General features: G+C 58.8%; 21 protein-coding genes and 1 tRNA gene. 9 read left to right on the top strand and 13 right to left on the bottom strand.

What is annotated here, in order from left to right; translation table 11 throughout:
* Window positions 1-62 precede the first annotated feature (62 nt).
* The 8 genes from AC8GDA_RS01325 to dnaE form a co-directional block, all read right to left on the bottom strand.
* Window positions 63-1,799, bottom strand: a complete 1,737-nt coding sequence (locus AC8GDA_RS01325) for an ABC transporter ATP-binding protein (RefSeq protein ID WP_506556527.1) — start codon at window positions 1,797-1,799, stop codon at window positions 63-65.
* A gap of 133 nt (window positions 1,800-1,932) precedes the next feature.
* A complete protein-coding gene (locus tag AC8GDA_RS01320; protein WP_506556526.1) occupies window positions 1,933-3,291 on the bottom strand; it encodes a nucleotide sugar dehydrogenase in 1,359 nt (452 codons plus the stop codon).
* Between the two features lie 64 nt (window positions 3,292-3,355).
* Window positions 3,356-4,480 (bottom strand): GDP-mannose 4,6-dehydratase, encoded by a 1,125-nt coding sequence (gene gmd, locus AC8GDA_RS01315; RefSeq protein WP_506556525.1) that lies wholly within the window; start codon window positions 4,478-4,480, stop codon window positions 3,356-3,358.
* On the bottom strand, window positions 4,477-5,433 hold the full coding sequence (locus AC8GDA_RS01310; RefSeq protein WP_506556524.1) for a GDP-L-fucose synthase family protein: 957 nt from the start codon (window positions 5,431-5,433) through the stop codon (window positions 4,477-4,479). The genes gmd and AC8GDA_RS01310 overlap by 4 nt, the downstream gene beginning before the upstream one ends.
* A gap of 25 nt (window positions 5,434-5,458) precedes the next feature.
* On the bottom strand, window positions 5,459-5,812 hold the full coding sequence (locus AC8GDA_RS01305) for a MarR family EPS-associated transcriptional regulator (RefSeq protein WP_506556523.1): 354 nt from the start codon (window positions 5,810-5,812) through the stop codon (window positions 5,459-5,461).
* Between the two features lie 190 nt (window positions 5,813-6,002).
* Window positions 6,003-8,060 (bottom strand): polysaccharide biosynthesis protein, encoded by a 2,058-nt coding sequence (locus tag AC8GDA_RS01300; protein WP_506556522.1) that lies wholly within the window; start codon window positions 8,058-8,060, stop codon window positions 6,003-6,005.
* Window positions 8,061-8,153: 93 nt separating this feature from the next.
* Window positions 8,154-8,660: a transcription termination/antitermination protein NusG gene (gene nusG / locus AC8GDA_RS01295; RefSeq protein ID WP_506556521.1), complete on the bottom strand. Its 507-nt coding sequence runs from the start codon at window positions 8,658-8,660 to the stop codon at window positions 8,154-8,156.
* Complete coding sequence (gene dnaE / locus AC8GDA_RS01290; protein ID WP_506556520.1) at window positions 8,650-12,330, bottom strand: DNA polymerase III subunit alpha; 3,681 nt, start codon at window positions 12,328-12,330, stop codon at window positions 8,650-8,652. Before dnaE ends, nusG begins: the two co-directional genes overlap by 11 nt.
* A gap of 98 nt (window positions 12,331-12,428) precedes the next feature.
* Between dnaE and AC8GDA_RS01285 the strand changes: the two genes are divergently transcribed.
* The 5 genes from AC8GDA_RS01285 to AC8GDA_RS01265 all read left to right on the top strand — a co-directional run bounded on the left by AC8GDA_RS01285 (window position 12,429) and on the right by AC8GDA_RS01265 (window position 16,615).
* On the top strand, window positions 12,429-13,763 hold the full coding sequence (locus AC8GDA_RS01285) for a UDP-glucose dehydrogenase family protein (RefSeq protein WP_506556519.1): 1,335 nt from the start codon (window positions 12,429-12,431) through the stop codon (window positions 13,761-13,763).
* A 39-nt stretch (window positions 13,764-13,802) separates the two neighbouring features.
* Window positions 13,803-14,741: an oxygen-dependent coproporphyrinogen oxidase gene (gene hemF / locus AC8GDA_RS01280; protein WP_506556518.1), complete on the top strand. Its 939-nt coding sequence runs from the start codon at window positions 13,803-13,805 to the stop codon at window positions 14,739-14,741.
* Between the two features lie 5 nt (window positions 14,742-14,746).
* Window positions 14,747-15,793 (top strand): NAD-dependent epimerase, encoded by a 1,047-nt coding sequence (locus AC8GDA_RS01275; protein WP_506556517.1) that lies wholly within the window; start codon window positions 14,747-14,749, stop codon window positions 15,791-15,793.
* Between the two features lie 169 nt (window positions 15,794-15,962).
* The gene (locus tag AC8GDA_RS01270; protein WP_506556516.1) at window positions 15,963-16,199 is read left to right on the top strand and encodes a CopG family transcriptional regulator; all 237 of its coding nucleotides are present in this window, start codon (window positions 15,963-15,965) and stop codon (window positions 16,197-16,199) included.
* Window positions 16,199-16,615, top strand: a complete 417-nt coding sequence (locus AC8GDA_RS01265; protein WP_506556515.1) for a putative toxin-antitoxin system toxin component, PIN family — start codon at window positions 16,199-16,201, stop codon at window positions 16,613-16,615. Before AC8GDA_RS01270 ends, AC8GDA_RS01265 begins: the two co-directional genes overlap by 1 nt.
* 127 nt (window positions 16,616-16,742) lie before the next feature.
* Here the strand turns inward: AC8GDA_RS01265 and galE are convergent, their stop codons facing one another.
* Window positions 16,743-17,750 carry a UDP-glucose 4-epimerase GalE gene (galE, locus tag AC8GDA_RS01260; RefSeq protein WP_506556514.1) on the bottom strand — a complete coding sequence of 336 codons (1,008 nt, stop codon included), beginning with the start codon at window positions 17,748-17,750 and terminating at the stop codon, window positions 16,743-16,745.
* Window positions 17,747-19,174, bottom strand: a complete 1,428-nt coding sequence (locus tag AC8GDA_RS01255; protein WP_506556513.1) for a mannose-1-phosphate guanylyltransferase/mannose-6-phosphate isomerase — start codon at window positions 19,172-19,174, stop codon at window positions 17,747-17,749. The genes galE and AC8GDA_RS01255 overlap by 4 nt, the downstream gene beginning before the upstream one ends.
* Before the next feature lie 56 nt (window positions 19,175-19,230).
* On the opposite strand from AC8GDA_RS01255, the gene AC8GDA_RS01250 reads away from it, so the two are divergent.
* Together AC8GDA_RS01250 and glf are read left to right on the top strand one after the other, a co-directional pair.
* Window positions 19,231-20,190 (top strand): UDP-glucuronic acid decarboxylase family protein, encoded by a 960-nt coding sequence (locus AC8GDA_RS01250; protein ID WP_506556512.1) that lies wholly within the window; start codon window positions 19,231-19,233, stop codon window positions 20,188-20,190.
* 32 nt (window positions 20,191-20,222) lie between these two features.
* Entirely contained in the window at window positions 20,223-21,377 is a 1,155-nt protein-coding gene (glf, locus tag AC8GDA_RS01245; RefSeq protein WP_506556511.1) for a UDP-galactopyranose mutase, read from the top strand.
* On the opposite strand, the gene AC8GDA_RS01240 is transcribed toward glf, so the two are convergent.
* Window positions 21,349-22,101, bottom strand: coding sequence for a class I SAM-dependent methyltransferase (locus AC8GDA_RS01240; protein WP_506556510.1), 753 nt, complete (start codon window positions 22,099-22,101; stop codon window positions 21,349-21,351). The two genes, glf and AC8GDA_RS01240, sit on opposite strands and share 29 nt — an antisense overlap.
* Window positions 22,102-22,120: 19 nt before the next feature.
* A tRNA-Leu gene (locus AC8GDA_RS01235) sits at window positions 22,121-22,207 on the bottom strand.
* Between the two features lie 39 nt (window positions 22,208-22,246).
* Here AC8GDA_RS01235 and AC8GDA_RS01230 point away from each other — a divergent pair.
* Window positions 22,247-22,891 (top strand): energy-coupling factor ABC transporter ATP-binding protein, encoded by a 645-nt coding sequence (locus AC8GDA_RS01230; protein WP_506556509.1) that lies wholly within the window; start codon window positions 22,247-22,249, stop codon window positions 22,889-22,891.
* Window positions 22,892-22,913: 22 nt separating this feature from the next.
* Complete coding sequence (locus tag AC8GDA_RS01225; protein ID WP_506556508.1) at window positions 22,914-23,576, top strand: energy-coupling factor transporter transmembrane component T family protein; 663 nt, start codon at window positions 22,914-22,916, stop codon at window positions 23,574-23,576.
* Here AC8GDA_RS01225 and AC8GDA_RS01220 read toward each other — a convergent pair.
* Window positions 23,515-24,753 carry a thiolase family protein gene (locus tag AC8GDA_RS01220; protein WP_506556507.1) on the bottom strand — a complete coding sequence of 413 codons (1,239 nt, stop codon included), beginning with the start codon at window positions 24,751-24,753 and terminating at the stop codon, window positions 23,515-23,517. The genes AC8GDA_RS01225 and AC8GDA_RS01220 overlap by 62 nt on opposite strands.
* Window positions 24,754-24,766: the final 13 nt, after the last annotated feature.

Here is a 24,766-nt window from a genome sequence, read left to right as displayed (position 1 = left end):
AAGTTGGGATTTGGTATTTGTCTACATATTGATAATAAGATTATTCAGAAAATTCTCGCTTACTAAACGTGATTCAAAATACTACCACCCTCAATCTTGTAAATTAGATCGCAACCTTGCAAGCTACTTAGCCGGTGCGCAACGAGAAAAAGGGTTACGCTACGATCTGTAATGCTGTTGACCGAGGCCATCACAGCCGTCTCTGTCTCATTATCAAGAGCACTGGTCGCCTCGTCAAATACAATTACGTCTGCTTGCTTATATAGCGCCCTGGCAATTCCTATGCGTTGGCGCTCACCGCCCGAAAGTCTTACCCCGCGCTCACCAACAATTGTGTTGTAGCCTTTTTCCAAAGACTCAATAGTTGCTGCAATTTCGGCTTGCTTAGCTGCCTTTTCAACACGCTTATAATCAATCAGCTCGGGCGGTACGCCCAAAGCAATGTTTTCAGAAATAGTCGCATCTGCCAGAAAAATTGATTGCGGAACATGAGCGATGTGCGATTGCCAACCTTTAAAATTTTTTTCGTTAATTGGGGTCTCATCAATTAGTAAGACGCCCTCGGAAGGCTGCAACAGCGCCATGATAATATCTAACAGCGTACTCTTACCACTTCCGGTTGTCCCCACAATACCGATTCGAGAACCTTTTACTATTTTCAGGTTTATGTCTCGAAGCGCCCATGGACTTTGTTTTGTATAGCTAAAATAGACATTCACTAAATTTATGGTATTTTCGAAAGGAATGGATTGGGAGGTAAGGTCTCTACTATGGGCAGGAAGCGGCTGCTCGATCAGTTGTAAAACATCGAGTAACGACGCTTGATCTCCGCGGAAGGCTGACCAACTGCCATAAAGTTGCTGCATAACTGGGAGCAAACGCTGTGCGCCGATTGCCAGGGTGCCGAGCAAGGGGATGGCGGCAGCACCACCACCTTCACCGCTCGCAAGCATGTACGCGAGAGCTGCAATTAACGAAATACCTAAAGCTTCAATAACAAACCTCGGCGACGCACCGATGATTTGGTTATTAGCCCTTGCTCGTCGAAGTGATAGATCTGCCTGCCGGTAGATCTTGCAATACACGGCCTGCGTACTGTCAATTAATACGTCTCTAATCCCGCCCAGTCCCTCTTGCAACGCCTTAATCACTTGGTCGGAGCTATGACTAATACGCTGACTGTTACTCAAGAGCTGCTTACGAAGTGACGCCATAATCAAAACGTAGACCATACCGAAACTACCAAAGATCACAATAGCCACTGGTGGATCAATAACAACTAAGGTAGCGACTATCACCACAAGCATTAGGCCCGAGCTTAGCGCTGTCAGAAGGGGCAGAATAGCGCTTGTCACAACTGAATTTGCTTTACCTGAGATTCCCGCTATCACTTGGCTACTGTTTCTTGAAACATGGACCGAATACGGCTGAAATAGAGTTTTTTCGTACATTTGAATACTGAGATCTGCACCAATAGCATTACTAAGACGTATCTGAGCCCAGACAAGAGCTAGACGCATTCCAGCTGCGACTAGCACCCCAGCAATAAAGAGTAGAGTTAAGGGTAATATCAATTGATTAGGTTCAGAAATTTGAAGTATTTTTACTAACGGTTGCATATGACTACTTGTAAAAATCTTTTCTGGTGACATTAGTGCACCGAGGAACGGAAGGACTGCGCTAATAGTTATAACCTCGGTTAAAGAGGTGGTCACCATCATTACCAAGAGCATGGCGAGTTGCTTCTTTCGGCGAGGCGCAAGGTGCACCCAGAGACGTTTTATTGAGCGGGTGATCATCTATCGCTGCTAATGCGAGCGAGCAAGGTGGGAATGTGGCAATCCGCCATACCAGCCTGAAGCCAAGTTGGGTAGTAACTCGTTTCGTCTAAGGCAGTTCGCTGCCAATCTTTTTATTGTCATTGCCAAAGAACTAAAGCCGAAACACCTCAAATCCCTGTGCCTCTAACTCCCCACGATCATGCAATGCCTTTAAATCCGCAATCACAGGCTTGCTGTTCGCTACACAGAGCTTCCTGAGTTCGTCCGGGGTCATTTGCGCGAACTGGGTGTGCGCGACAGCGATAATCAGTGAATCAACCTGGGTCTGCATCGTGATGGACGTGAGTTGAAAGCCACATTCTTGCTGCACCTCTCGCGCGTTGGCCCATGGGTCCATGACCCTGACGGTGAGCCCCCAATCTTGTAGCTCATTAACGATGTCTTTCACCTTACTGTTACGCACATCGGGACAGTTTTCTTTGAAGGTGATGCCCAGCACACCTACGGTGGCACTGGCTACGTTGATGCCGTTTTTAAGCATAAGGCGTATTACATTCCGCGCAGCATAGCGCCCCATGTTGTCGTTAATGGCCCGGCCGGAGAGGAGCACCTGCGGTCGGTAGCCCAATTCCTGGGCCTTGTGGGTTAAATAGTAGGGGTCTACACCGATGCAGTGGCCACCAACCAGCCCTGGCTTGAAGGGCAAAAAATTCCACTTGGTGGAGGCAGCGGTGAGGACTTCCGTAGTGTCAATGCCCATGCGGTTAAAGATGACGCTAAGCTCATTCACAAACGCGATGTTAAGGTCGCGTTGGGCGTTTTCGATCACCTTTGCCGCCTCGGCCACTTTGATGCTGCTTGCCAGGTGGGTTCCGGCGGTGATGATTTCTTGGTAGAGGTTGTCTACGGCGCGCGCAACTTCCGGTGTCGACCCGCTGGTAAGTTTTTTAATGTCTGTCAGGCGGTGGGTTTTATCGCCGGGGTTCATGCGTTCGGGGGAGTAGCCGCAGTAGAAGCCGGCGGCCACAGCGGCGGTATCGTCTGCTGTTAGGTACTTTAAGCCGGAGTCGCGCTCTAGGATGGGTACGCAGACTTCCTCGGTGCACCCCGGGTAGACCGTAGACTCGTAAATCACGACATCACCGGGCTTCAGCACCCCTCCCACAGTCTCGCTGGCCCTCGTGAGCGGGGTTAGGTCTGGGCGGTTGGCCTTGTCTACCGGGGTGGGCACAGTAACAATGAAGATCATGGGCTGGTCTGCGTTGTCTGCCTCGGCTCCTGCGGGGCCCCGTAGCAAAGACGCGTCCGCTGAATAGGTTAGGTGCTTTGCCTCACGCAGTTCCTCTTGCGACACCTCAAGCGTATGGTCATGCCGCGCCTGCAGCTCCTCTATGCGATCGGCCTTAATGTCAAAGCCAATTACTGGGCGCTTCTTGCCAAACTCCACAGCAAGCGGTAAGCCCACATAGCCCAGCCCAATAACGGCAATGGTGCGATCGCTAAAGTTCATTATCTTCGGTGACGGTTTACTTTATTGCTGGGGAAGCAGCCGCGATTGATGGTCTCTGTAACCATCACTCGATAGTCACCTGTACCTGATACCCATTGGCCTTCAGCAGCGCATGGCGTTTGGCCTCTTGGAGGTCAGAGGCCACCATTTCTTGGCACATCTGGTGCGCGGTTATCTCGGGGACCCAGCCCAGCTTTTGCTGGGCTTTTGTGGGGTCGCCGAGCAGAGTGTCGACCTCCGTGGGGCGGAAGTAACGCGGGTCGATGCGCACCAAGGTCTGCCCGGGCTGCAAGGCGGGGGCCTGGCTACCGGTGATCTTTTCCACCACCGCAACCTCATGAATGCCCTGCCCTTCAAACCGCAGCGTAATGCCCAGCGCCTCAGCACTCCAGGTCAAAAACCGTCGCACACTGAACTGTTGGCCGGTAGCTATCACATAGTCTTCGGCCTGGTCTTGCTGCAGCATCAGCCACTGCATCCGCACATAGTCTTTGGCATGACCCCAGTCGCGCAGGGCATCTAGGTTGCCCATGTACAGGCAGTCCTCTAGCCCCTGGGCTAAGTTAGCTATCCCCCGAGTAATCTTGCGAGTAACGAAGGTTTCGCCGCGGCGGGGGCTTTCGTGGTTGAACAAAATGCCATTACAGGCATACATGCCGTGGGCCTCGCGGTAGTTCACCACGATCCAGTAGGCGTAGAGCTTGGCCACGGCATAGGGGCTGCGGGGGTAGAAGGGCGTGGTTTCTTTTTGGGGGGTTTCTTGCACCAGGCCGTAGAGCTCGCTAGTGCTGGCCTGATAGAACCGGGTTTTGTGCTGCAGGCCCAGAATGCGAATGGCCTCGAGCAGGCGCAGGGTGCCCAGGGCGTCTACGTCGGCGGTGTATTCCGGGCTCTCGAAGCTCACGGCAACGTGGCTTTGCGCGCCCAGGTTGTAGATCTCGTCGGGCTGGGTTTCTTGCACAATGCGCACCAGGTTGCTGGTGTCGGAAAGGTCGCCGTAGTGCAGGCTGAAGTTGGCGTTTTGAATGTGTGGGTCTTGGTAGAGGTGGTCGACGCGCTGGGTGTTAAAAAGGCTCGCCCGGCGCTTGATGCCGTGCACGATGTAGCCTTTTTCGAGCAGCAGCTCGGCGAGGTACGAGCCGTCTTGGCCGGTGATGCCGGTGATGAGGGCAACTTTGGGTTGGGTCATTGGTTAAGCGTCGCGGCGCTTAAAGCTTCGTTTTGTAAGAAGTCTGCGTAGGCGGCTTTGAGGCCCTCTTCGAAGCTGATCTTTGGCCGCCATCCCAAAGCGTTGATTTTTGAGCTATCCATCAGTTTTTTTGGGGCACCATCCGGTTTAGTGGCATCTAAGGTGATTTCACCCTGGTAACCCACAACGCGGGCGATCAACTCGGCCAGTTCTTTGATGCTGATATCCACCCCAGACCCAACATTAATGTGACTCAGCATCGGTCGGGTGTGCTGGGCATAGACGGTCTTCGGTAGGTTCATGACATGCACGCAGGCGGCCGCCATGTCATCCACAAATAGAAACTCCCGCCTGGGGGTGCCGCTGCCCCATATGGCAATCTTCGGCAAGTCCTTGTGTTTTGCTTCATGAAAGCGGCGGATAAGCCCCGGGATCACATGCGAATCCTCCGGGTGATAGTTGTCACCCGGGCCATACAAGTTGGTGGGCATCACACTGCGGTAATCGACGCCATGGCTCTGTCCATACTGGCGGTTGTAACTCTCACACAGCTTAATGCCGGCTATTTTTGCAATGGCGTATGGCTCGTTAGTGGGCTCAAGTGGGCCGCTTAAAAGTACGTCTTCCGCCATGGGCTGGGGGGCTAGGCGCGGGTAGATGCAGCTCGATCCAAGAAACAACAAGTTCTTCACGCCATTCTTAAAGGCGGCTTCAATCACATTGGACTGAACCATTAGGTTGCTGTAGATGAAGTCGGCCGGGTAGGTGTTGTTGGCATGAATGCCGCCCACCTTGGCGGCAGCCAGATAAACCTGTTCTGGTCTCTCGGATTCAAAAAAATGGTTGGTGTCCGCCTGGTTCGTAAGGTCTAGCTCCGCTCGACTGCGGGTGATTACTCTTTCGGGCGGGTACCCTTGCGCAAGCAGCTGCCGAACAATGGCAGAGCCCACCATTCCCCTGTGGCCAGCAACGTAAATCTTAAGTGTTTGGGTTGTTTGCACTCTTAATGCTTGACCTTACGGCCTCAATCTCTTCACGCAACGCCTCGTACTCAGCCATTTTTCTTCGCAAAAATCTCTCAGTAAGGTGTGACTTTTCTGCGATCCCCGCGGTGGTGAGCAAGTAAAGGTACCCAAGCTTGTTTCCGCTTTGGCGGAAGTTGTCGATCTTCAGAAGCCCTTTGCCAACCAAAGCCTTCAGGCAGTAATTCACCCCGCCCAAGCTCAACCCGAGCGAGGCGGCGATCTCCCGCTGAGAGGCATGCGGATTTTCTTCGAGCAGCCGAAGCACTCTAAATCGAGTGTCTTCGCTGATTGCATTAGAGCGAATCATGGGAGCTTTGACGGTTTTGGCATACTTTTGACACGCTACCGCCGAGGCTTTCGGGCTCTGCGACTCGAATTCCTGGGGCAATTTGGTTCCCGCGAGAGCAGGACCCTTTCCGGACACTTACCACCCAACTTTTGTTCGAGAGGATCGCAGTGTTCAGGTTTGAACGAGTATAGCGTCTAAACGGAGTCGACTACCCAGGAAGTGATGACCCGAATTCGCGCCTCGTTACCGGTGCGGGAGTCGTTCCCCCGGCGCCCCAATCCACGGTGTCATTCGCGGGGGAATATTCAGGCACCAATTGAGCCAATAGTTGGCGAATGCCCACCGAGTGATTGCTCTCTATCAGGCCCTGAAGCACCAATAGCTTCGCCTCCAGCGCATCCCGTTTCATCGAGTTCTCCCGAGCCTTCAATATCTTGGGATGCGCCGTGGCCTCCGGGTCACCGCCAATCAACAACTCCTCATACAACTTCTCGCCGGGGCGCAGCCCCGTCACACGAATCTCAACAGTACCCCGAGGGTTCAATTCGTCCCGAACCGTTTGCCCCGAAAACTCAATCATTCGGCGGGCCAAATCGTAGATCTTTACCGGCTTGCCCATGTCCAATACGAACACCTCACCCCCCTTGGCCATTCCGGCGGCCTGCAGCACCAACTGCGCGGCCTCGGGAATGGTCATGAAATATCGGGTGACCTCTGCGTGCGTAAGGGTAACGGGCCCGCCATTGGCAATCTGCTCTCGAAACAGCGGCACCACAGAACCGGAGGACCCCAGCACATTGCCAAACCGCACTGCCGCAAAAGAGCGGCTTGAGCGATTCAAACTGGCTGCCATGGCTTGAACGACGAGTTCAGCCACCCGCTTGGTGGCACCCATGACATTCGTTGGGCGAACGGCTTTGTCGGTGCTTACCAACATAAAGGTCTCGGTGCCGAAGGCCAAGGCCTGCTGCGCACAAACATTAGTACCCCAAGCGTTGTTCCAAACGGCAGCGGCGATGTTCCGCTCCACCATGGGCACATGCTTATAGGCCGCCGCATGAAAGACCGTTTGGGGGCTGAAATGGCCGAAGACCTTGCCCATCGCGTTTTCGTCCGTTACAGAGGCAAGTATGGGGATGAGCTTGTCAGCAAACGCAACGTCCAGGTCAACGTCCACGTCCACGTCCTCAGATCGCTGCTTGCGCTGCAGGGTTCCAAGCAACTCTCGGTGAATGGAATACAAAGCGTGCTCGGAGTTATCCACCAGAATTAGTCGGGCGGGTTCCAGCGCCACAATCTGCCTGCACAACTCTGAACCAATGCTCCCGCCGGCTCCCGTGACCAAAACAGTCTTGCCGCGCACGCTGCGGTTCAACAGCAAACCATGGGGCTCCACAGGGTCTCGGCCCAACAGGTCGTTCACATCCAGTTCCTGGATATCGCTCAACTTCACCCGGCCGCTGGCCAAATCTGTGATGGTGGGGAGGCTGCGCACATGCACCGGAATGCTGCGAATGGATTCAATGAGCTCTCTGCGGCGGGCAGCGGTCATGGCCGGCATGGCCAGCCAAAGCTCACTCACCGACTTTCGCTCCACCACCGCCCGAACCGTAGCCGGGTCGTACACTCGGTGGCCGTCAATGCTGCCACCCCAGAGGTTTCGGTCGCCGTCCAGAAACCCCACTAGGTTCCAACCGCGGGCGTTGGCGAGGCCCGCAGCCAACTGCCGGCCAGCCTCACCCGCGCCATAAATGAGCACATTGGGCCATTCAGACTTGTCGGGCGACTGGGCAATGCGCCCACCAAGCCAGAGCCGAACCAACCAGCGGCTTGCGCCCACCAACAGAAGGAAAATGATGGGTTGCAGAATGCCAACAGACCTCGGCACACCCTGTAAGCCCACCACCGTGAACACTAAGAAAAAGAGCAGGCCGAAGGCGGCCACCGCCTTGGTGATACTGATGAGTGCCCGGGCACCCGAGTAACGAAACACCGCCCGGTACAAACCCAAAAGCACAAAAATAGGAATGGCCACAGCCACGCCAATCGCCGCCGCTAAGGGCATGGCCTGCGCGGGGGGGAAGAGGGTTTCCAGCCGAAGTGCGAAGGCAGCCCAGAGGGCCAGCACACAAAGTGCAATGTCTAGTAGCACTGCAAGCGCCTGCTTCGCTGTGCGCGGCAGGCCCAACAAATGGACGGTCAAGAGGCCCACAGAGGGCTTATCCTGCGGGGCCGCCACTGCCTTCGAGTCAGACTGCGGATTCATTCAGAGATTATAGGCAACGCAGCAATAAACCGGCCCGAAAGGGTTGCTCGTAGGGCCCAAGCCACCGAAGGCACCGAAGCCCCCTAGGCCCACTTAGACCGCCTCCACCAACTTAGGCTCGAAGGCCAAGTTTTGGGTCTTGCCCATAATTTCGAGCAACACCATCACCCGGTCTGTGGCCACGCAAGACACCAGCCCCTCGAGCCCCGCAAAAGGCCCCTGGGTGATTTGAACGGTTGCGCCATTCTTCAGACGGTTCACATGGGCTGCCAGGCCTCCGGGCGCTGCGCGGCGGTCATCAATGAAGGACAAAATCTGGTCCAACACATTCGCCGAGAGCGTGGCGGCCTCTTGGCCAAACTTCACCAGGCGAGACACCCCGGTGGTGCTGCGAACGGGCGAGATGGACTGGGTGACGGCATGGGGTGCAAAGAAAATATAGCCGGGGAATAGTACTTCGGTGTCCGGCAGCCGAGGTGAAGGCTTGATGCGCGGAATTCTGGGTAGGTTCACCACAAAACCCTGGCGCTCCAGGTTCACCAGCGCAATATCCTCCTGCCGGGGCTTGGTCTGGGCCACATACCAAAAATTAGTTTCCATACATCACCTCCAAATCTGCATTCTCAAGTTGGCTGCGCAGCCGCTCCAACCCTTGGGGCTCTGGGTTCAGCCGCCAGGCATCGCCCAGGCGCACCTCGCAGCGCTGGCCGGCCATCTGAACGCTCAGGTAGATGGGGCAGCCGGCCGGAGGATTCGTATTGGAGGCCGCCTTCGGGGAGGCGGCGGTATGCCCCTGCCCCCCGCCATCACCCAGCCCCGCCTGCAGCCGAGCAATGAGGGCCGGCACCTCTGCACTGCTATTTGCTGCAATGGTCAGCCGCACCCCCTTGGCGTAGCGAAGCCGCGCCTCGGCCAGCGTGAGAATCTCCACGGCGCTGCCCCGCAGGCTTCCGGAGTATTCGTCGTGGTCCACCTTGGCGCTCACGATTAACGGCTCATCCACCTTCAGCACCGAGCGGCGAGATTCATAGAGTTCATTGAAAACGGTGACCTCCATGCGGCCCGAGCCGTCATCGAGTTCCACCACACGCATCATGCCGCGGCGGGTCATCTGGGCGCGGCTGTCCACCACTACGCCAGCGAGCCACACGGGCTCGCGGCTGGGCATGGCGGCAGCCAAGACCGTGGGTGCAAACCGTCGAACCTCCTGGGCCACGTCATCGAATAGGCTGCCCGAGAAGCAATAACCCAAGGCCAACTTCTCCTCGAGCAGCGCCTGGCGCTCCGAATACGGCGCGGCGGGGGGCAGTTCCAGCGCACCCTCGGCGTCTGCGCCCACCTCACCAAAGAGGCCTGCCTGGTCGGCATGCGCCTCGGCATCATCCGCCGCCTGCACAGCCAGCCCAATGGCCGCCACCAGTTGGGCGCGGCCCACCCTGCCCTGCGGGTGCAGGCCATCGAAAGCACCGGCCTTCACCAGGGCTTCCATGGCTCGCTTGTTCACAATGCGGCGGTCCACTCGGCGCACGAAGTCAAAGAGGTCTTTGTAAGGTGAGTCTTGGGATGCGCCGCCCTCGGCCCGCGAGGCCAGAATGTTCATCACAGCAGCCTCGCCCACCCCTCGAATGGCGCCCAAGCCATACCGAATGGCCTGGGCGGATTGAGAGGCCTGTGGCTGGTCCGCCTTCGCGGAGCGGGTGGTCTGCGCGGCCGCACCCTCCGGCTCGAACCGGTAACCCGAGGCATTGATGTCGGGCGGCAACACTGAAATGCCATTGGCCTTGGCGTCCTGCACGAGAAAGGCCACCTTGTCGGTGTCATCCAAGTCCGCACTCAGGGTGGCGGCCATGAACTCGGCCGGGTAATGGGCTTTCAACCAGGCCGTTTGGTAGGTGATGACGGCGTAGGCCGCCGTGTGGCTCTTGTTAAAGCCGTACTCGGCAAACTTCTCCATGAGGTCAAAGAGTTGGATGGCAAGCGGCTCGCTGTGGCCCTTCGCACGCGCGCCCTCCAAAAAGATGCTGCGCTGCTGGGCCATTTCCTCGGGCTTCTTCTTGCCCATGGCCCGGCGCAGGAGGTCCGCACCGCCCAGCGAGTAGCCCGCGATGATCTGCGCAATCTGCATGACCTGTTCTTGGTAGACGATCACCCCATAGGTGGGGGCCAGGCACTCCTGCAGGTCTGAGTGGAAGTAATCAATCTTCTGCTGGCCACGCTTGCGAACGATGAAGTCGTCCACCATGCCGGAGTTGAGCGGACCCGGGCGGTAGAGGGCCAACATGGCGATGATGTCCTCGAACTGATCGGGCTGCAGCTTCAACAGGTAGCGCCGCATGCCCGCAGATTCCACCTGGAAGATGCCCGTGGTGTTGGCATCTTTGAGCACCTGGTAGGCGGCAGGGTCATCAAAGCTGTTCAAGTCTTGCAGCTTGAGCGGCGCTTCGCCGGCTTTATTACGGGCGGCGTTGATGGTGTCCACGGCCATCTGAATGACCGTCAAGTTCTTCAAGCCCAGGAAGTCAAACTTCACCAGGCCCGCGGCCTCGACGTCATCCTTGTCGTACATGCTCACCACGCCCTCATCGCCCTTGGAGCCGGGCGCCTGGTAGAGCGGGCAGAAGTCTGTGAGCTGGCCGGGCGCAATCAGCACGCCCCCGGCGTGCATGCCCACGTTGCGCACCAAGTCTTCCAGCGGGGAGGCCACCGCAAGCAGTTCGCGCACCTCGTCTTCCTTCTGGGCGCGCTCGGCGAGGATGGGCTCCTTCTCCATGGCCTCTTTGAGTGAGAGCGGCTTGTTCTGCACCACGGGGATGAGCTTGGAGAGTTGGTCGCAAAAGTTGTAGGGGAGGTCCAACACCCGGCCGGCATCCCGAATCACGGCCCGCGAGGCCATGGTGCCGAAGGTCACGATCTGGCTCACGGCCTCCTTGCCGTAGCGCTCGCGCACGTAGTCGATCACCCGCTGGCGCTTCTCTTGGCAGAAGTCGATGTCGAAGTCCGGCATGGAGACCCGCTCGGGGTTCAAGAAGCGCTCGAAGAGTAGAGCATACGGAAGTGGGTCTAAGTCTGTGATGCCCAGGCAATAGGCCACGAGCGAGCCTGCGCCCGAGCCGCGGCCCGGGCCCACAGGCACGCCGTTGTTCTTGGCCCAGTTGATGAAGTCCGCCACGATCAAGAAGTAGCCCGGGAAGCCCATCTGAATGATGGTGTCGCACTCCAGTGCGAGGCGGGCCTCGTAGGTGGCTTGCTGCGCGGCGCGGATCTCGGGGTCTGGGTAGCGCTCTTCGAGGCGGCGCTCGAGCCCCAGGGCGCTCTGGCTGCGCAAATAGTCTTCTAGGCTCTCGCCATTCGGGGTGGGGAAGTCTGGGAGCTGAGGCTTGCCCAGTTGAAGCGTGAGGCTGCAGCGCGCGGCAATGCGGGCCGTGTTCTCGATGGCCGAGGGCAGGTCCGAGAACAAGTCGGCCATCTCAGCCTGGGTTTTGAGGAACTGCTCGGGCGTGAAGCGGCGGTTGCGGCGGGCGTTGGCAAGGGTCTCGCCCTCCGCAATGCACACCTTGGCCTCGTGGGAGCGGAAGTCTGTGGGCTTTACAAACTGAATAGGGTGAGTGGCCACCAACGGAATGCCCAGGCTGGCGGCCAGGCCCGCGGTCTGGCTCACCAGGCGGTCGTCCTCCGGGGTGCCGGCGCGCTGAACCTCAAGGTAGAAGCGGTCTGCGAATACGGCGTGGTAGCGCTGGGCGGCATCCTGAGCCAAAGCAAGTGCCTGCTCACCACCGCGCAGCAGCGCTTGGCCCACTTCACCGGCCGGACCACCGGAGAGGCAGATGAGGCCGTGGTGGAGGGGGGCTGGGGCGGGGTTGCCGGAGGCCAGAGTGCCCGGAGTGGCACCGGCCGGCTGGGCGGGCTCCGAGAACCATTCGAACCTGACCTCGCCCCGGTCTTTGTAGGAATTCGTGAGCCAGGCTCGGCTGATCAAGGTGCAGAGATTCTTATAGCCTTGGTCGTTCTGCACCAGCAGCAGCACACGGTAAGGAGCGTCTCGGTCCAGCGGGTTCGTGACGTAGAGGTCCGCCCCCAGCAAGGGCTTCACGCCCTTGGCCCGGGCAGCGCCATAGAACTTGATGAAACCGAAGGTATTGCCCAGGTCTGTGAGGCCCAGAGCCTGCTGGCCGTCCGCTGCCGCGGCAGCCACGGCGTCGTCCAGGCGGCAGATGCCGTCGACGACCGAATACTCCGAATGCATGCGCAGGTGAACAAAGCTATGAGGCATACAGTGATTTTGGCACGAAGGGCGGCGGGGCGGAACGCCCAGAGCACGTCGGGAACCCGACCCCGATCCCGCAACAACCCTCGATTAGAATCGGGCTCATGAAGATTTCAATCGTGGGAACAGGCTACGTGGGCCTGGTGACGGGCGCCTGCCTGGCCGACACAGGCAACGACGTGCTCTGCTTGGACGTCGATGCAGAGAAGATCAAGATCCTCAACGAGGGCGACATCCCCATCCATGAACCCGGCCTGCTGGAGATGGTGCGCAAGAATGCCGCCGCCGGCCGCCTGCGGTTCACCACGAATGTAGAAGAGGCCGTCGCCCATGGCCTGGTGCAGTTCATCGCGGTGGGCACCCCGCCCGATGAAGACGGCTCCGCAGACCTTCAATACGTGCTTGCGGCGGCCCGCAACATCGGCCTGCACATGACCAGTGAAAAGATTGTGGTCGACAAGAGCACCGTGCCTGTCGGCACAGCGGACAAGGTTCGCGCCACGATTGCCAGCACACTGGCCGAGCGCGGGGGTGCGGCGGCAAACACGCCGTTTTATGTCGCCTCCAACCCCGAGTTCTTGAAAGAGGGGGCGGCTGTCGAAGACTTTCAGCGGCCGGACCGCATTGTGGTCGGTGCAGATGCCCCGCGCGCCATCGAAGTCATGCGCCAGCTCTACGCGCCCTTCCAGCGCAACCACGACAAGATCATGGTGATGGACGTGCGCTCGGCAGAGCTCACCAAGTACGCCGCCAACGCCATGCTCGCCACGCGCATCTCATTCATGAACGAGCTCGCGAACCTCGCCGAGACGCTCGGCGCAGACATCGAGCATGTGCGCATGGGCATTGGATCAGACTCCCGCATTGGTTACGACTTCCTCTACGCGGGCTGTGGCTATGGCGGCTCCTGCTTTCCGAAGGACGTCAAAGCCCTCATCAAAACCGCGGCAGAGCATGGTCACGGCCTGCAGGTGCTCGGTGCTGTGGAAGCGGCCAACGAAGACCAGAAGTCCGTGCTTGTGAACAAGATTGTGAAGACCTTTGGCGAGAATTTGGGCGGCAAGCGGTTTGCCCTATGGGGCCTGGCCTTTAAGCCCAACACCGATGACATGCGCGAGGCGCCCAGCCGCGTGATCATCGAGGCTCTGCTTGCGCGAGGCGCCACCGTCTGCGCCTACGACCCAGTGGCCGTGGACGAAGCCAAGCGTGTGCTTGGCAGCCGAATCGATTACGCCGCCCGCGCCAACGAGGCGTTGAAGGGTGCCGATGCGCTCGTGATCGTCACGGAGTGGAAAGAGTTCCGCAGCCCAAGCTTCGATGTGATGGCGCAGGAGCTCAAATCCAAACGCGTGTTCGATGGCCGCAACCTCTACGACCCGACCATGCTCGCTCAGTATGGGCTTGTCTACGAGGCCATCGGTCGCAAGATCAGCCACTAGATCGGCCGCTAGGTCTAAAAACTTTTCGCTGGAGATTTTATGGCCATCGACATTCAACGCCTGCGCGATTACTTCATGGGGCTGCAAGACCGCATCACCGCTGCGGTGGGTGATGCGGACGGCCAGCCCTTCATAGAAGACGCCTGGACCAAGGAAGAAAGTTCACCGCTGCGGGGTGATGGCCGCTCACGCATGATTGAAGAGGGTGGCCTGATGGAGCGCGCCGGCGTGGGCTTCTCCCATGTGCGCGGGGACCGTCTTCCCCCCTCGGCCACCGCGGCGCGGCCCGAGCTCTCTGGCCGAGGCTTTGAGGCGATTGGCGTGTCACTGGTCTTTCACCCGCGTAATCCCTATGTGCCCACCGTGCATGCCAACGTGCGCGTGCTCGTGGCCAAGGCGGTGAAGGCGGGCGAGGAGGACATCTGGTGGTTTGGCGGCGGGATGGACCTCACCCCCTACTACCCATCCGAGGAAGATGCTGAGCACTTCCATCGCACCTGCCAGCAGGCGCTCGCACCCTTTGGCGATGCGCTCTACCCACGCTTCAAGAAGTGGTGCGATGAGTACTTTTATTTGAAGCACCGTGGCGAGGCCCGGGGGGTGGGTGGCGTCTTCTTTGACGACTTTGCGGAACTCGGCTTTGAGCAGAGCTTTGCCATGACCCAGGCCGTGGGCAATGCCGTGGTAGATGCCTACCTGCCCATTGTGGTGCGGCGGCGCAATACGCCGTTCGGCGAGCGCGAGCGGGATTTCCAGGCCTACCGGCGCGGCCGCTATGTCGAGTTCAACCTGGTCTACGACCGCGGCACCCACTTTGGGCTGCAGAGTGGCGGGCGGGCCGAGAGCATTCTGATGAGCATGCCGCCGATCGTGAAATGGCGCTACGACTGGCACCCCGAGCCGGGCAGCCCCGAGGCCAAGCTTTATGAAGTGATCAAGCCGAGGGATTGGTTGGGTTTGGACTCACTAAACGTCTGATCCTTTTGAAAAAAATACTCGTCACCGGCGCAGCCGGCTTTATCGGCCACTTCGTGAGCGAGCGGCTCCTGGCCAGAGGCGATGCCGTGGTGGGGCTCGACGACCTCAACGACTACTACGACCCCACGCTCAAAGAGGCTCGCCTTTCGCGCATTCAGGAAGGGCCGGGCGCGCAGCGCTTCACCTTCGTGAAGGCCAGCCTCGAAGACCAGGCTGCTATGCGAGCGCTATTTGATTCCCACCCTTTCGATGGAGTGGTGCACCTTGCAGCCCAGGCCGGGGTGCGCTACTCCCTCACCCACCCCCATGCCTATATCGACAGCAACATCACGGGCTTTCTGAACATTCTGGAGGGCGTGCGGGCGCAACGAGAGACGCTGGGCCTAGGCAAGGGAGACCATGGCAGCGGCCCCCACCTGGTCTATGCGAGTTCCTCAAGCGTTTACGGGGGCAACAAAGCGCTGCCGTTTTCGGAGTCCCAGCCGGTGGACCACCCCGTCTCGCTCTACGCGGCCACGAAGAAGGCCAACGAACTCATGGGCCACACTTACAGCCATCTCTTTGGCATTCCCATGACCGGCCTGCGATTCTTCACGGTCTACGGCCCCTGGGGCCGGCCGGACATGGCGGCCTTCAAGTTTGTGCGGGCCATCTTGGCGGGCGAGACCATCGAGGTCTACAACCACGGCCAGATGCAGCGTGATTTCACCTATGTAGACGACATCGTCGAAGGCGTGATCCAGGCGCTCGATCACCCGCCCACCACCACGGATTCAGCCGGGCAGGATTTCGCCTTCGAGCAGATGGCCGCCCATCGGGTGCTCAACATTGGCAACCACCACCCCGAGCCGCTCACCGAGTTCATTGCGGCCATTGAGGATGCCCTGGGCATGAAGGCCAAACAAAAGCTCATGCCCATGCAGCCGGGGGATGTGCCTGCCACCTATGCCAATACGGACGCCCTAAAAGCACTCACTGGATTTGCACCCTACACGCCGCTGCGGGAGGGGATTGGGAGGTTTGTGGCGTGGTACCGGGGCTACTACGGGTAGCTGCCACTGCAGGGTGGCGGAGCCCGCGCAGAGCAGTTCAGGTGGGAGTTGTCGGCGCAGCGAGCTGAGCCCAACCTGCCGTTGAAATTGATAGGATGACGAGTTGGTGCTTTGGTGAGTTGGTGTTAATCTCACGTCCTAATCGGTTTCCCTTCCAAAGGAGCTCCGCATGAGCCGGCTGACCATCTCTCTCGATGACGCGATCCACCAGGCGCTGAAAGAGGCGTCCGTTCGTCAAGGCCGCCCTATTGGGAAAATCATCGAAGAGGGGCTCATCCTGAGAGGCATCAAGCCTGTCTCACACGCCAGAGAGTTGGTCGCGCAGGCCCGAGCCCAATCAAAATTGACCGAGGCAGAGGCTCTGGATCTCTCGACAACGGAGACACGCGCGCATCGGGCCGGCTGATGCCGCGGCTGGTCATCGTCGACACAAATGTTGTGGTGGCTGCGCTCCTGACCAGCCAGAGAGACAGTCCCACGGCCCGCCTGCTGGATTCGATGCTCGATGGCCGACTTCAATTTCTACTGTCCCCAGCGCTTCTCGCCGAATATCAAGCCGTCTTGACTCGACCGAAGATACAGATTGCGCATGGCCTATCGGTTGATCAGATCGACAGCCTCCTCACCGACATCACGGCCAACGCCATCTGGCGAGAACCCGCAGGCCTGAACCATGAGGCACCCGATCCAAATGACACCCACCTCTGGGCCCTACTGGACTGCGAAAAACACGCGACGCTGATCACCGGCGACATGCTTCTGCTGAAGAATGCGCCTGAAGGGAGGCAACCGGTGAAACCCAGCGATTACGACTGGGATTGATCCAGGCGCTCGACCACCGGCCCACCACCGATGCCAACACGGACGCCCTAAAGGTACTCACTGGCTTTGCCCCCTACACACCGTTGCGAGAAGGCATTGGGAGGTTTTTGGCGCGGTACCGAAGTTACTACGGGTAGCCGTTCGGGTTCTGCTGCTGCCAGTGCCAACTGCTGCGGCACATGTCATCCAAACCAAACTGCGCCTGCCAGCCAAGCAGGGCTTGGGCTCGAGTTGGGTCGGTGAATACGGTGGCGACATCGCCCGGGCGGCGCGGCGCCACCTCGTAGGGAATCGGCCGGCCACTGGCCCTGGCGTAGGCGTCGATCACCTCCATCACGCTATAGCCGCGGCCGGTGCCAAGATTCACGAGGTGCGAGCCCTGCTCCCCCAACACCCGCAACGACGCCAAGTGCCCTGCCACCAAATCTTGAATGTGGATGTAATCTCGAACGCCGGTGCCATCTGGCGTGGCGTAGTCGGACCCAAACACCTGCAGTCGGTCGCGCCGGCCCACAGCCACCTGGGCAATGTAAGGCACCAGGTTGTTCGGGATGCCTGAGGGGTCTTCACCAATCTGGCCAGACGGGTGCGCGCCCACCGGGTTGAAATAACGAAGCACCGCCACCCGCCAACTGGGATCGGACTGGCTCAAGGTCTGCAGGCATTGTTCGCCGACCAGTTTGGTCTGCGCGTAGGCATTGGTGTAGCCGACAGGATCCTCTTCGGAGATGGGCACCCGGGCTGGGTCCCCATAGACCACCGCACTGCTCGAGAAAACCATCTGACGACAGCCCGTGGATTGCATAGCCCGCACCAGCGACAGCAGACCGCCGATGTTGTTGTCAAAGTAGAGCATCGGCTTGGCCACCGACTCCCCAACGGCCTTCAAGGCCGCAAAGTGCACCACGGCCTCGATGCGGTGCTCGGTGATCGCACGAACCACGGCAGAGGTGTCTCGCACATCGGCCTGCACCAGCGGAACCGCTTGGCCGCTCAGGGCAGCGACCCGAGCCATGACACTTGGCTTGCTGTTGCAGAAGTTTTCGAGCACGACAGGCCGGTGCCCCGCCTGCGCCAGGGCCACTGCCATATGGCTGCCAATGTAACCAGCCCCACCCGTGAGCAGAACGTTCATTTGGCCGGCGCAAGCGACGCATTGCTGCGCCCATAGACATCCTCGTACCGAACGATGTCGTCTTCTCCCAGGTAGCCGCCGCTCTGCACCTCCACAATTTCAAGGTCTGTTCGACCAGGATTGGCCAGGCGGTGCACAGCACCAATCGGAATGTAGGTACTCTGGTTCTCGGCGAGTAAGAAGGTCTTGCCATCGCAGGTCACCTCTGCGGTGCCCTTCACCACAATCCAGTGCTCTGCCCGATGGTGGTGCTTCTGCAAACTAATGCTCGCACCCGGCTTCACAGCAATGCGCTTGACCTGGAAGCGATCCCCTCGGTCGACCGAGTCGTACCAGCCCCAGGGCCGCGCCACTTTGCGGTGGCTCACCGCAACAGCGTCTCCGGCCGCATCAAGTTTCGCCACCACTTTCTTTACATCCTCTGCCCGGTCTTTGGACGCCACCAGAATGGCATCCGGCGTGACCACGACCGCGAGGTTCTCCACACCAATGACGGCCACCGGTGTGTCTGGGCTGTGTACAAAACTGCCCGTGGCGTCCACCGAGACCACCGAGCCCACAAACTGATTGCCATGATTGTCGCTGGGGGTGAGCGAGGCCACCGCAGACCAACTGCCCACATCACTCCAGCCGGCCTCAAATGGCACGAGCTTCAAGCCTTCGGCTTTTTCCATCACGGCGTAATCGATGCTCTCGGAGCGCACCTGCGCGAAAGATGCCGCAGGCCGAAAGAAACGAACACCATCGAAAGTTTCTTCGCGCCCTTGCGCTGCGGCAGCTTCACAACCCTCGAGAATGTCCGGCGCATGCGCGCGCAGGGCGGTGAGCATGACATCGGCCCGGGCGAAAAAAATGCCCGCGTTCCAGTAGTGCCCGCCTGCCGTCACCATCTGCTCCGCCAGAGCCTTCTCTGGCTTCTCGATGAACCGCTCAATAGAAAGTGGCAAAGCACCCTTCGCAGACGCCTTCAGATACCCATAGCCCGTGGCCGCATGGGTGGGGGCAATTCCAAAAAGCACGATCTCACCGGCAGCCACATGCACTTGGGCGGCAGTCACCACTTCTCGAAAGGCCTCGGCATCTGGGATGTGATGGTCCGAGGGCGAGAACAGCAAGCAGTCTGAAGACTGGGCGCGCAGGCAGGCCAGCGCCATGGCGGCGGCAGTGTTCCGAGCCGCGGGCTCCAGGATGACTTCAGCCGAGGCAGCCTGCGCTCGGAGGGCCTCGGCCACCAGGAAGCGGTGCTCATCGGCTGCCACACAGAGGAATTCAGCGCCTTCGGCGAGCGGCGCCAACCGGGCCAGCGTAAGTTCGAGCAAGCTCCGCTCACCCAGGAGGGGCACAAACTGCTTGGGGAAGCTCTTGCGCGAGAGCGGCCACAGCCGGGTGCCGGAGCCCCCACAGAGGATGACGGGTTTGATCATGTTTAAGCCTTTAAACAACGCGCTCGATGGGCGCAAACCATCGGTATGATCGCACCATGCAAAAAAAGATTCTTGTCACCGGCGGCGCCGGTTTCTTGGGCTCACACCTCTGTGACCGGCTGATTGAGGCCGGCCACGATGTACTCTGTGTAGATAATTTCTTCACGGGCAGCAAAGAGAACGTCTCCCACCTGATGAGCCACCCCCGCTTTGAGCTGATGCGCCACGACGTAACATTCCCGCTCTATGTAGAGGTGGATGAGATCTACAACCTCGCCTGCCCGGCCTCACCCGTGCACTACCAGCACGACCCCGTTCAGACCACCAAAACCAGCGTGCATGGGGCCATCAACATGCTGGGGCTGGCCAAGCGCGTTCGGGCCAAGATTCTGCAGGCGAGCACTAGCGAGGTTTACGGAGACCCAGAGGTGCACCCTCAGCCCGAGGGCTACTGGGGCAAGGTGAACCCCGTGGGTATTCGCAGTTGTTATGACGAGGGCAAGCGCTGCGCCGAAACGCTTTTCTTTGACTACTGGCGCCAGCACCAGCTGCAGATCAAGGTGGTGCGGATTTTCAACACCTATGGGCCGCGCATGCACCCCAACGACGGCCGCGTGGTGAGCAACTTCATCGTGCAGGCCCTCAAGGGTCAGGACATCACCATATATGGCGATGGCCAGCAGACCCGCAGTTTCTGTTTTGTGGACGACCTGGTGGAGGCCATGCTCCGCATGATGGGCACTGGTAGCGATGTAACGGGGCCGGTGAACATCGGCAATCCCGGCGAATTCACCATGCTGGAGCTGGCCGAAGCCGTGATTCGGCTTACCAAGAGCAAAAGCAAACTCGTGTTCCTGCCCCTTCCCCAGGACGACCCCAAGCAGCGCCGACCAGACATCTCGCTTGCCAACGAGGCCCTGGGTTGGTCACCGAAGGTGGATTTGGAGGCGGGGTTGGAAAAGACGATTGGGTATTTTTTCAAAAAGTTGCAGAACACCGCATCGAGCACGCTTTAAGTTGATGCAATCAGCCGCGCCCAGGAGATGAGATGGCAATCGCAATCGTAGGGGCGGGCCTATCCGGCGCTGTCATTGGAAATGAGCTTGCCCGAGCGGGGCTTCGGTGCGAGATTTTCGAAGCGCGATCTCATGTGGCTGGGAATTGTCATACAAGCCGAGACGCAGAAACCAATGTTTTGATTCATGAATATGGGCCCCATATTTTCAATACGAACAACGAATTGGTCTGGAATTACGTCAATCGGCTTGCTAATTTTGTCCCATTCACCAATCGGGTAAAGGCCATAACTGGTGGGCGCGTTTTCAGCCTACCGATCAACCTCCTCACCATTAATCAATTCTTTGGAAGGACCCTGAATCCAACTGAGGCAAAACAGTTCATCGATGCCCTTGGAGACAAGACCATCGTCGATCCTAAAACCTTTGAAGACCAAGCATTACGCTTTCTAGGCAGAGATCTTTATGAGGCCTTTTTCCTAAACTACACAGTCAAGCAATGGGGAATGGACCCCAAGGAGTTACCCGCTAGCATTCTGAAAAGACTGCCTGTCCGGTTCAACTATGACGACAACTACTACAACAAGAAATTCCAGGGCGTCCCGTCCGAGGGGTATACAGCCCTTGTGGAAAAGCTGCTGGATCACCCAAACATCAGCGTGCACCTGAATCAGCCCTTCTCAAGAGGTGAGGCGCCTGGTTTCGATCATGTTTTCTACTCTGGGCCGATCGACGCTTGGTTTGATTTTGAACTGGGGCGACTTCGTTACAGGACGCTCGACTTCGAACGAGAGGTTCATGACGGTGACTTTCAAGGAAACGCCGTTGTCAACTACTGTGACCAGAGCGTCCCTTGGACTCGGATTACCGAGCACAAGCACTTCGCGCCGCATGAGGAGCATGCCAAGACTGTTGTTTTCAAAGAGTACAGCCGAGAATGCAAAGCTGGAGATACCCCCTACTACCCCGTTCGACTCGTGCGAGACAAAGCCTTGTTAGAGCAATATGTCGCTCTGGCGAATAGCGAAGAGAAAGTGACCTTCGTGGGTCGCCTCGGAACTTATCGCTACATAGACATGGATCTGGCGATAGCGGAGGCGCTCCAGACGGCCAGCGATTTCAAGCGCTGCCTAGCCAACTCCTCTCGGCCGCCCTCGTTTATCCAGAACCCTCTTGCGCTGGCTTAACCGCAGCAAACACCAAGCTCCTTGAGAGTAACGTTCTCAGACCAAAGTAGTGCGAAAGCATCGATTTCGTCCGCTCCTCTCCTGAGGTCTTCTTCCAGTCCGACCAAGCCCAGTAAAACCCAAGGAGTATGAAAGGCAGGAAAAGTGGGAGGTAAAGGAGCTTTTTCATCCGGCCACCCGTCACTTGCGCGACCCGCATGCCGTGTTGCTCAGTCCAATAAAGAAGTTGCCCCAGAGTTACCGGGGAGACATGCCCCCGATCTAGACGCTCCTGTGGGCCGCGAGTGACCTTGTTGAATGGATCAAACTGGAACAAATATCCCGTACAGAAAAACTGCCAACGAGAGTAAAAATTTTGTACGTTTGGGGTGGATAGAACCAGCATGCCGCCCGGTTTCAAAATCCGAGCGAACTCGGCGAACAGGGCCTCTGGGTTCAAAACATGTTCAATTCCCTCCAACGAGACGACGGCGTCGAACTCTCCATCTGAGAATGGGAGCGTTCTCTCCATATCAACCTGAGCGTAATCTGGTCGCTCCTCGTTGATGTCTGCCGAGACCGCCTCGGCCGAACCCCGGGATAATTCATCTGAGACCCAACCATTGCCAGCGGGTATGTCAAGGATCCTTCGACCAGCCAAGTGGCCCTCAAAGTGATTCCGCACCAGCTCCACAGCGATGGCCATGTAGTCGGTGGCGTAGGGCACATGGGAGAAACGGCTCATGAAGTTAATCGTATTCGCGTGGTGCCGGAGGCGGGACTCGAACCCGCACACCATCTCTGGCGCCGGATTTTGAGTCCGGTGCGTCTACCAATTCCACCACTCCGGCTGGCTGGGGAAAGCGTTCAAGCCACGTAGTATACCGGCCATGCGCATCACAAATCTGCGCCTGACGCGGGAAGATCGGCTGGTTTTCGAGGCCCTGAATCTTCAGAGCAAGGCTCACCGGCTCGGCCTCGTAGGCCCCAATGGCGCTGGGAAAAGCAGCCTTTTGATGGCTCTGCAAGGGCTCATCAAGCCCACCGTTGGGGAGGTGGAGTTGGAGGGGCAGCCCGGCTTCTTGTTCCAGAACCCAGACCATCAGCTGCTGTTCCCCACTGTGATGGAGGAACTCTGCTTTGGAGCAAACCAGCAGGGGAAGACGAGCAGCAATGCTAGCCCAGAAAGCCGCGCCCGAGCCTTGGCCCAGGCGCATGGGGCCGAGCATCTGCTTGGCCTCGCCACCCACGAACTCTCTGAAGGCCAGAAGCAGTTGGTCTGCCTGCTTGCCGTGCTCATGGACGAGCCCGAGGTGCTGCTGCTCGATGAGCCCTGTGTGGGGCTCGACCATCGACTCACGGCCCAGTTGATGAACACCCTACTCAGCCTGCCCCAACGCATCATCATTGCCACACACCGACTGGAACTTCTGCACGGGTTCGAGGAAGTCGTTTGGTTGGAGGATGGCGCCGTGCAGATGCAAGGCCCGGCGGACGCTGTCGTGAAGGCCTACGCAAATTCTGGCGGGGCGTAAGACCGCACCCCTTTTTCAAAAGATGCTCACCCTTTACATCAGCCAAAACACTTGGTTACACGCCCAGTCCGCAGGCCAAAAGCTGCTGGCTTTGGCTTTGGTCTCCGTAGCAATGCTGCCCATCTCCAGTTGGCCTGTTGCAAGCACAGCCTTGCTCGGCGTAATAGCCCTTTATGGAAGCCTGGGCGGAATGGGCCTGCGGCGACTCGGGCAAAGCGTGAAGGCGCTTACCTGGTTGGTGGTCTTTATCGCCGGGGCGCAGGTCTTGATTGCGAGCGTTCAAGGCAACCTCAACAACGAGTTGTTCGCCAGCATTGCCGTGGCCATACTAAAGCTCGCCACCCTGGTCTTGCTCGCGGAGTTGGTGACGATCACCACGCCGCTGCAGGCACTTTTGGCCGCGATAGAGCCCCTGCTGAGGCCTCTGAATGGGCTGGGCTTGTCTTCGGAGCGCCTGGCCTTGGGCATGGGCCTCTTGATTCGGATGGCCAGCCTGCAGCGCGGCACTTGGCAGCAGTTGCGTCAGGCCTATCAGGTGCGTGGCGTCCAAAGACCTGGGCTGAGGCTTATTGCTCCCAGCTTGCGAGCAGGCCTGCGCCAAGCGGATCACATGGCCAGAGCGCTCAGCGCCCGCCGAACCGCCGCAAGGCAATCCCGCTTGCAAGGCCGCCCGCGGCAGGAATAAGAGCCGCACCCCACTCCCCTGCACGAAGCTGGTGGTGCAGTCGGGCGACCAGTACAGCCCCACTGGCGCCAATGGGGTGCCCCATGGCCAGCAGGCCGCCCTCCACGTTCACACGACCTGAGTCCAGCGCCAGGGCTTTGATGTTCAGAATCGCCTGAGCCGCGAAGGACTCCATGAGTTCCAGGCAAGCGGGTTCCCCGTGGTCGGCGCGAAGCCGGTCAAGCCAGTTCCTCAGTGCGGCCGTGGAGAGCCCCGGTGCGATGGGGTCGGCTCCCACTTGGCAACACGAAATCACCTCACACACCGCAAGGCTTCGGCGATTCGCTGAGGCAGCCTTGTGTTTCCCGCCCAAACCGGAATCGAGATTGCTGGTCGAGGATATCCCGTCACGCTCCCCTCCTTCTAACCACTCCTTCAGGGCTTGCTCGGACATGAGAAGCACCATTGCGGCACCATCAGCCAGCGGGGCCATGGTGGTGGGGTTGTGAATGGGGTGACTCGCAGCCCGCTGGCATGCCTGCGCTGTGAGTGCACGCGTGTAGGTATCTTGGGTTGCCTTGGGAACAGCCTGGGACGCTTGATCCGCCGCAGCGTGACCTGCGATTCGCTCAGGATGAGAGGCATTGCGAGCCCTTTCATGCGACCGCACCGCCCATGCATATTCTGCGTTTAGGTCTCCGAGTTGATCGCTCAGTGCTCTGGCAGCCTGCACCATGCTGGGTTCTTGGTCTGGCCAAGGCGTGAAGTCCGCCTCGTCATAGGGAGCCCAGGAAAAGTCTCCGGGTACAGCGGTCGCCGATGCGGCCTCTACTGTCTGAAAGTCGCGTCCTGTTTCTCGGCTTGGCCCTGCTTCGCCATGAGTACGTTTGCCCCGTTGCGGCGCCTGGCTTGCACTCTCCGCCCCACCTGCGAGCAGTACATGGGCATTACCCGCCCGAATGCGGTCCACTGCCATGGCGATGGCATCAAGCCCACTGCAGCATTGGGTGTCAATGCTCCAGGCCGGCAACTGGCAAGGGAGGCCTGAGGCAAGCGCTGCCACCCGAGCGGGGTTGCCACCAGCAGCCAAGGCATTGCCCAGAAACAAACCATCGATTTGTTCTGCCGAAACATTTGCATCCGCCATCACAGCCGTTACCGCTATTGCCGCCAGTTCGTGGAACGTGGCATGAGCCAATGCGCCTCCTTTA

The sequence above is a fragment of the Hahnella aquatica (SeqCode) genome (assembly GCF_965194505.1).
Taxonomy (GTDB): Bacteria; Pseudomonadota; Gammaproteobacteria; order Burkholderiales; family Burkholderiaceae_A; genus Hahnella; species Hahnella aquatica.
This window is presented reverse-complemented; position numbering and strand designations above follow the sequence as displayed.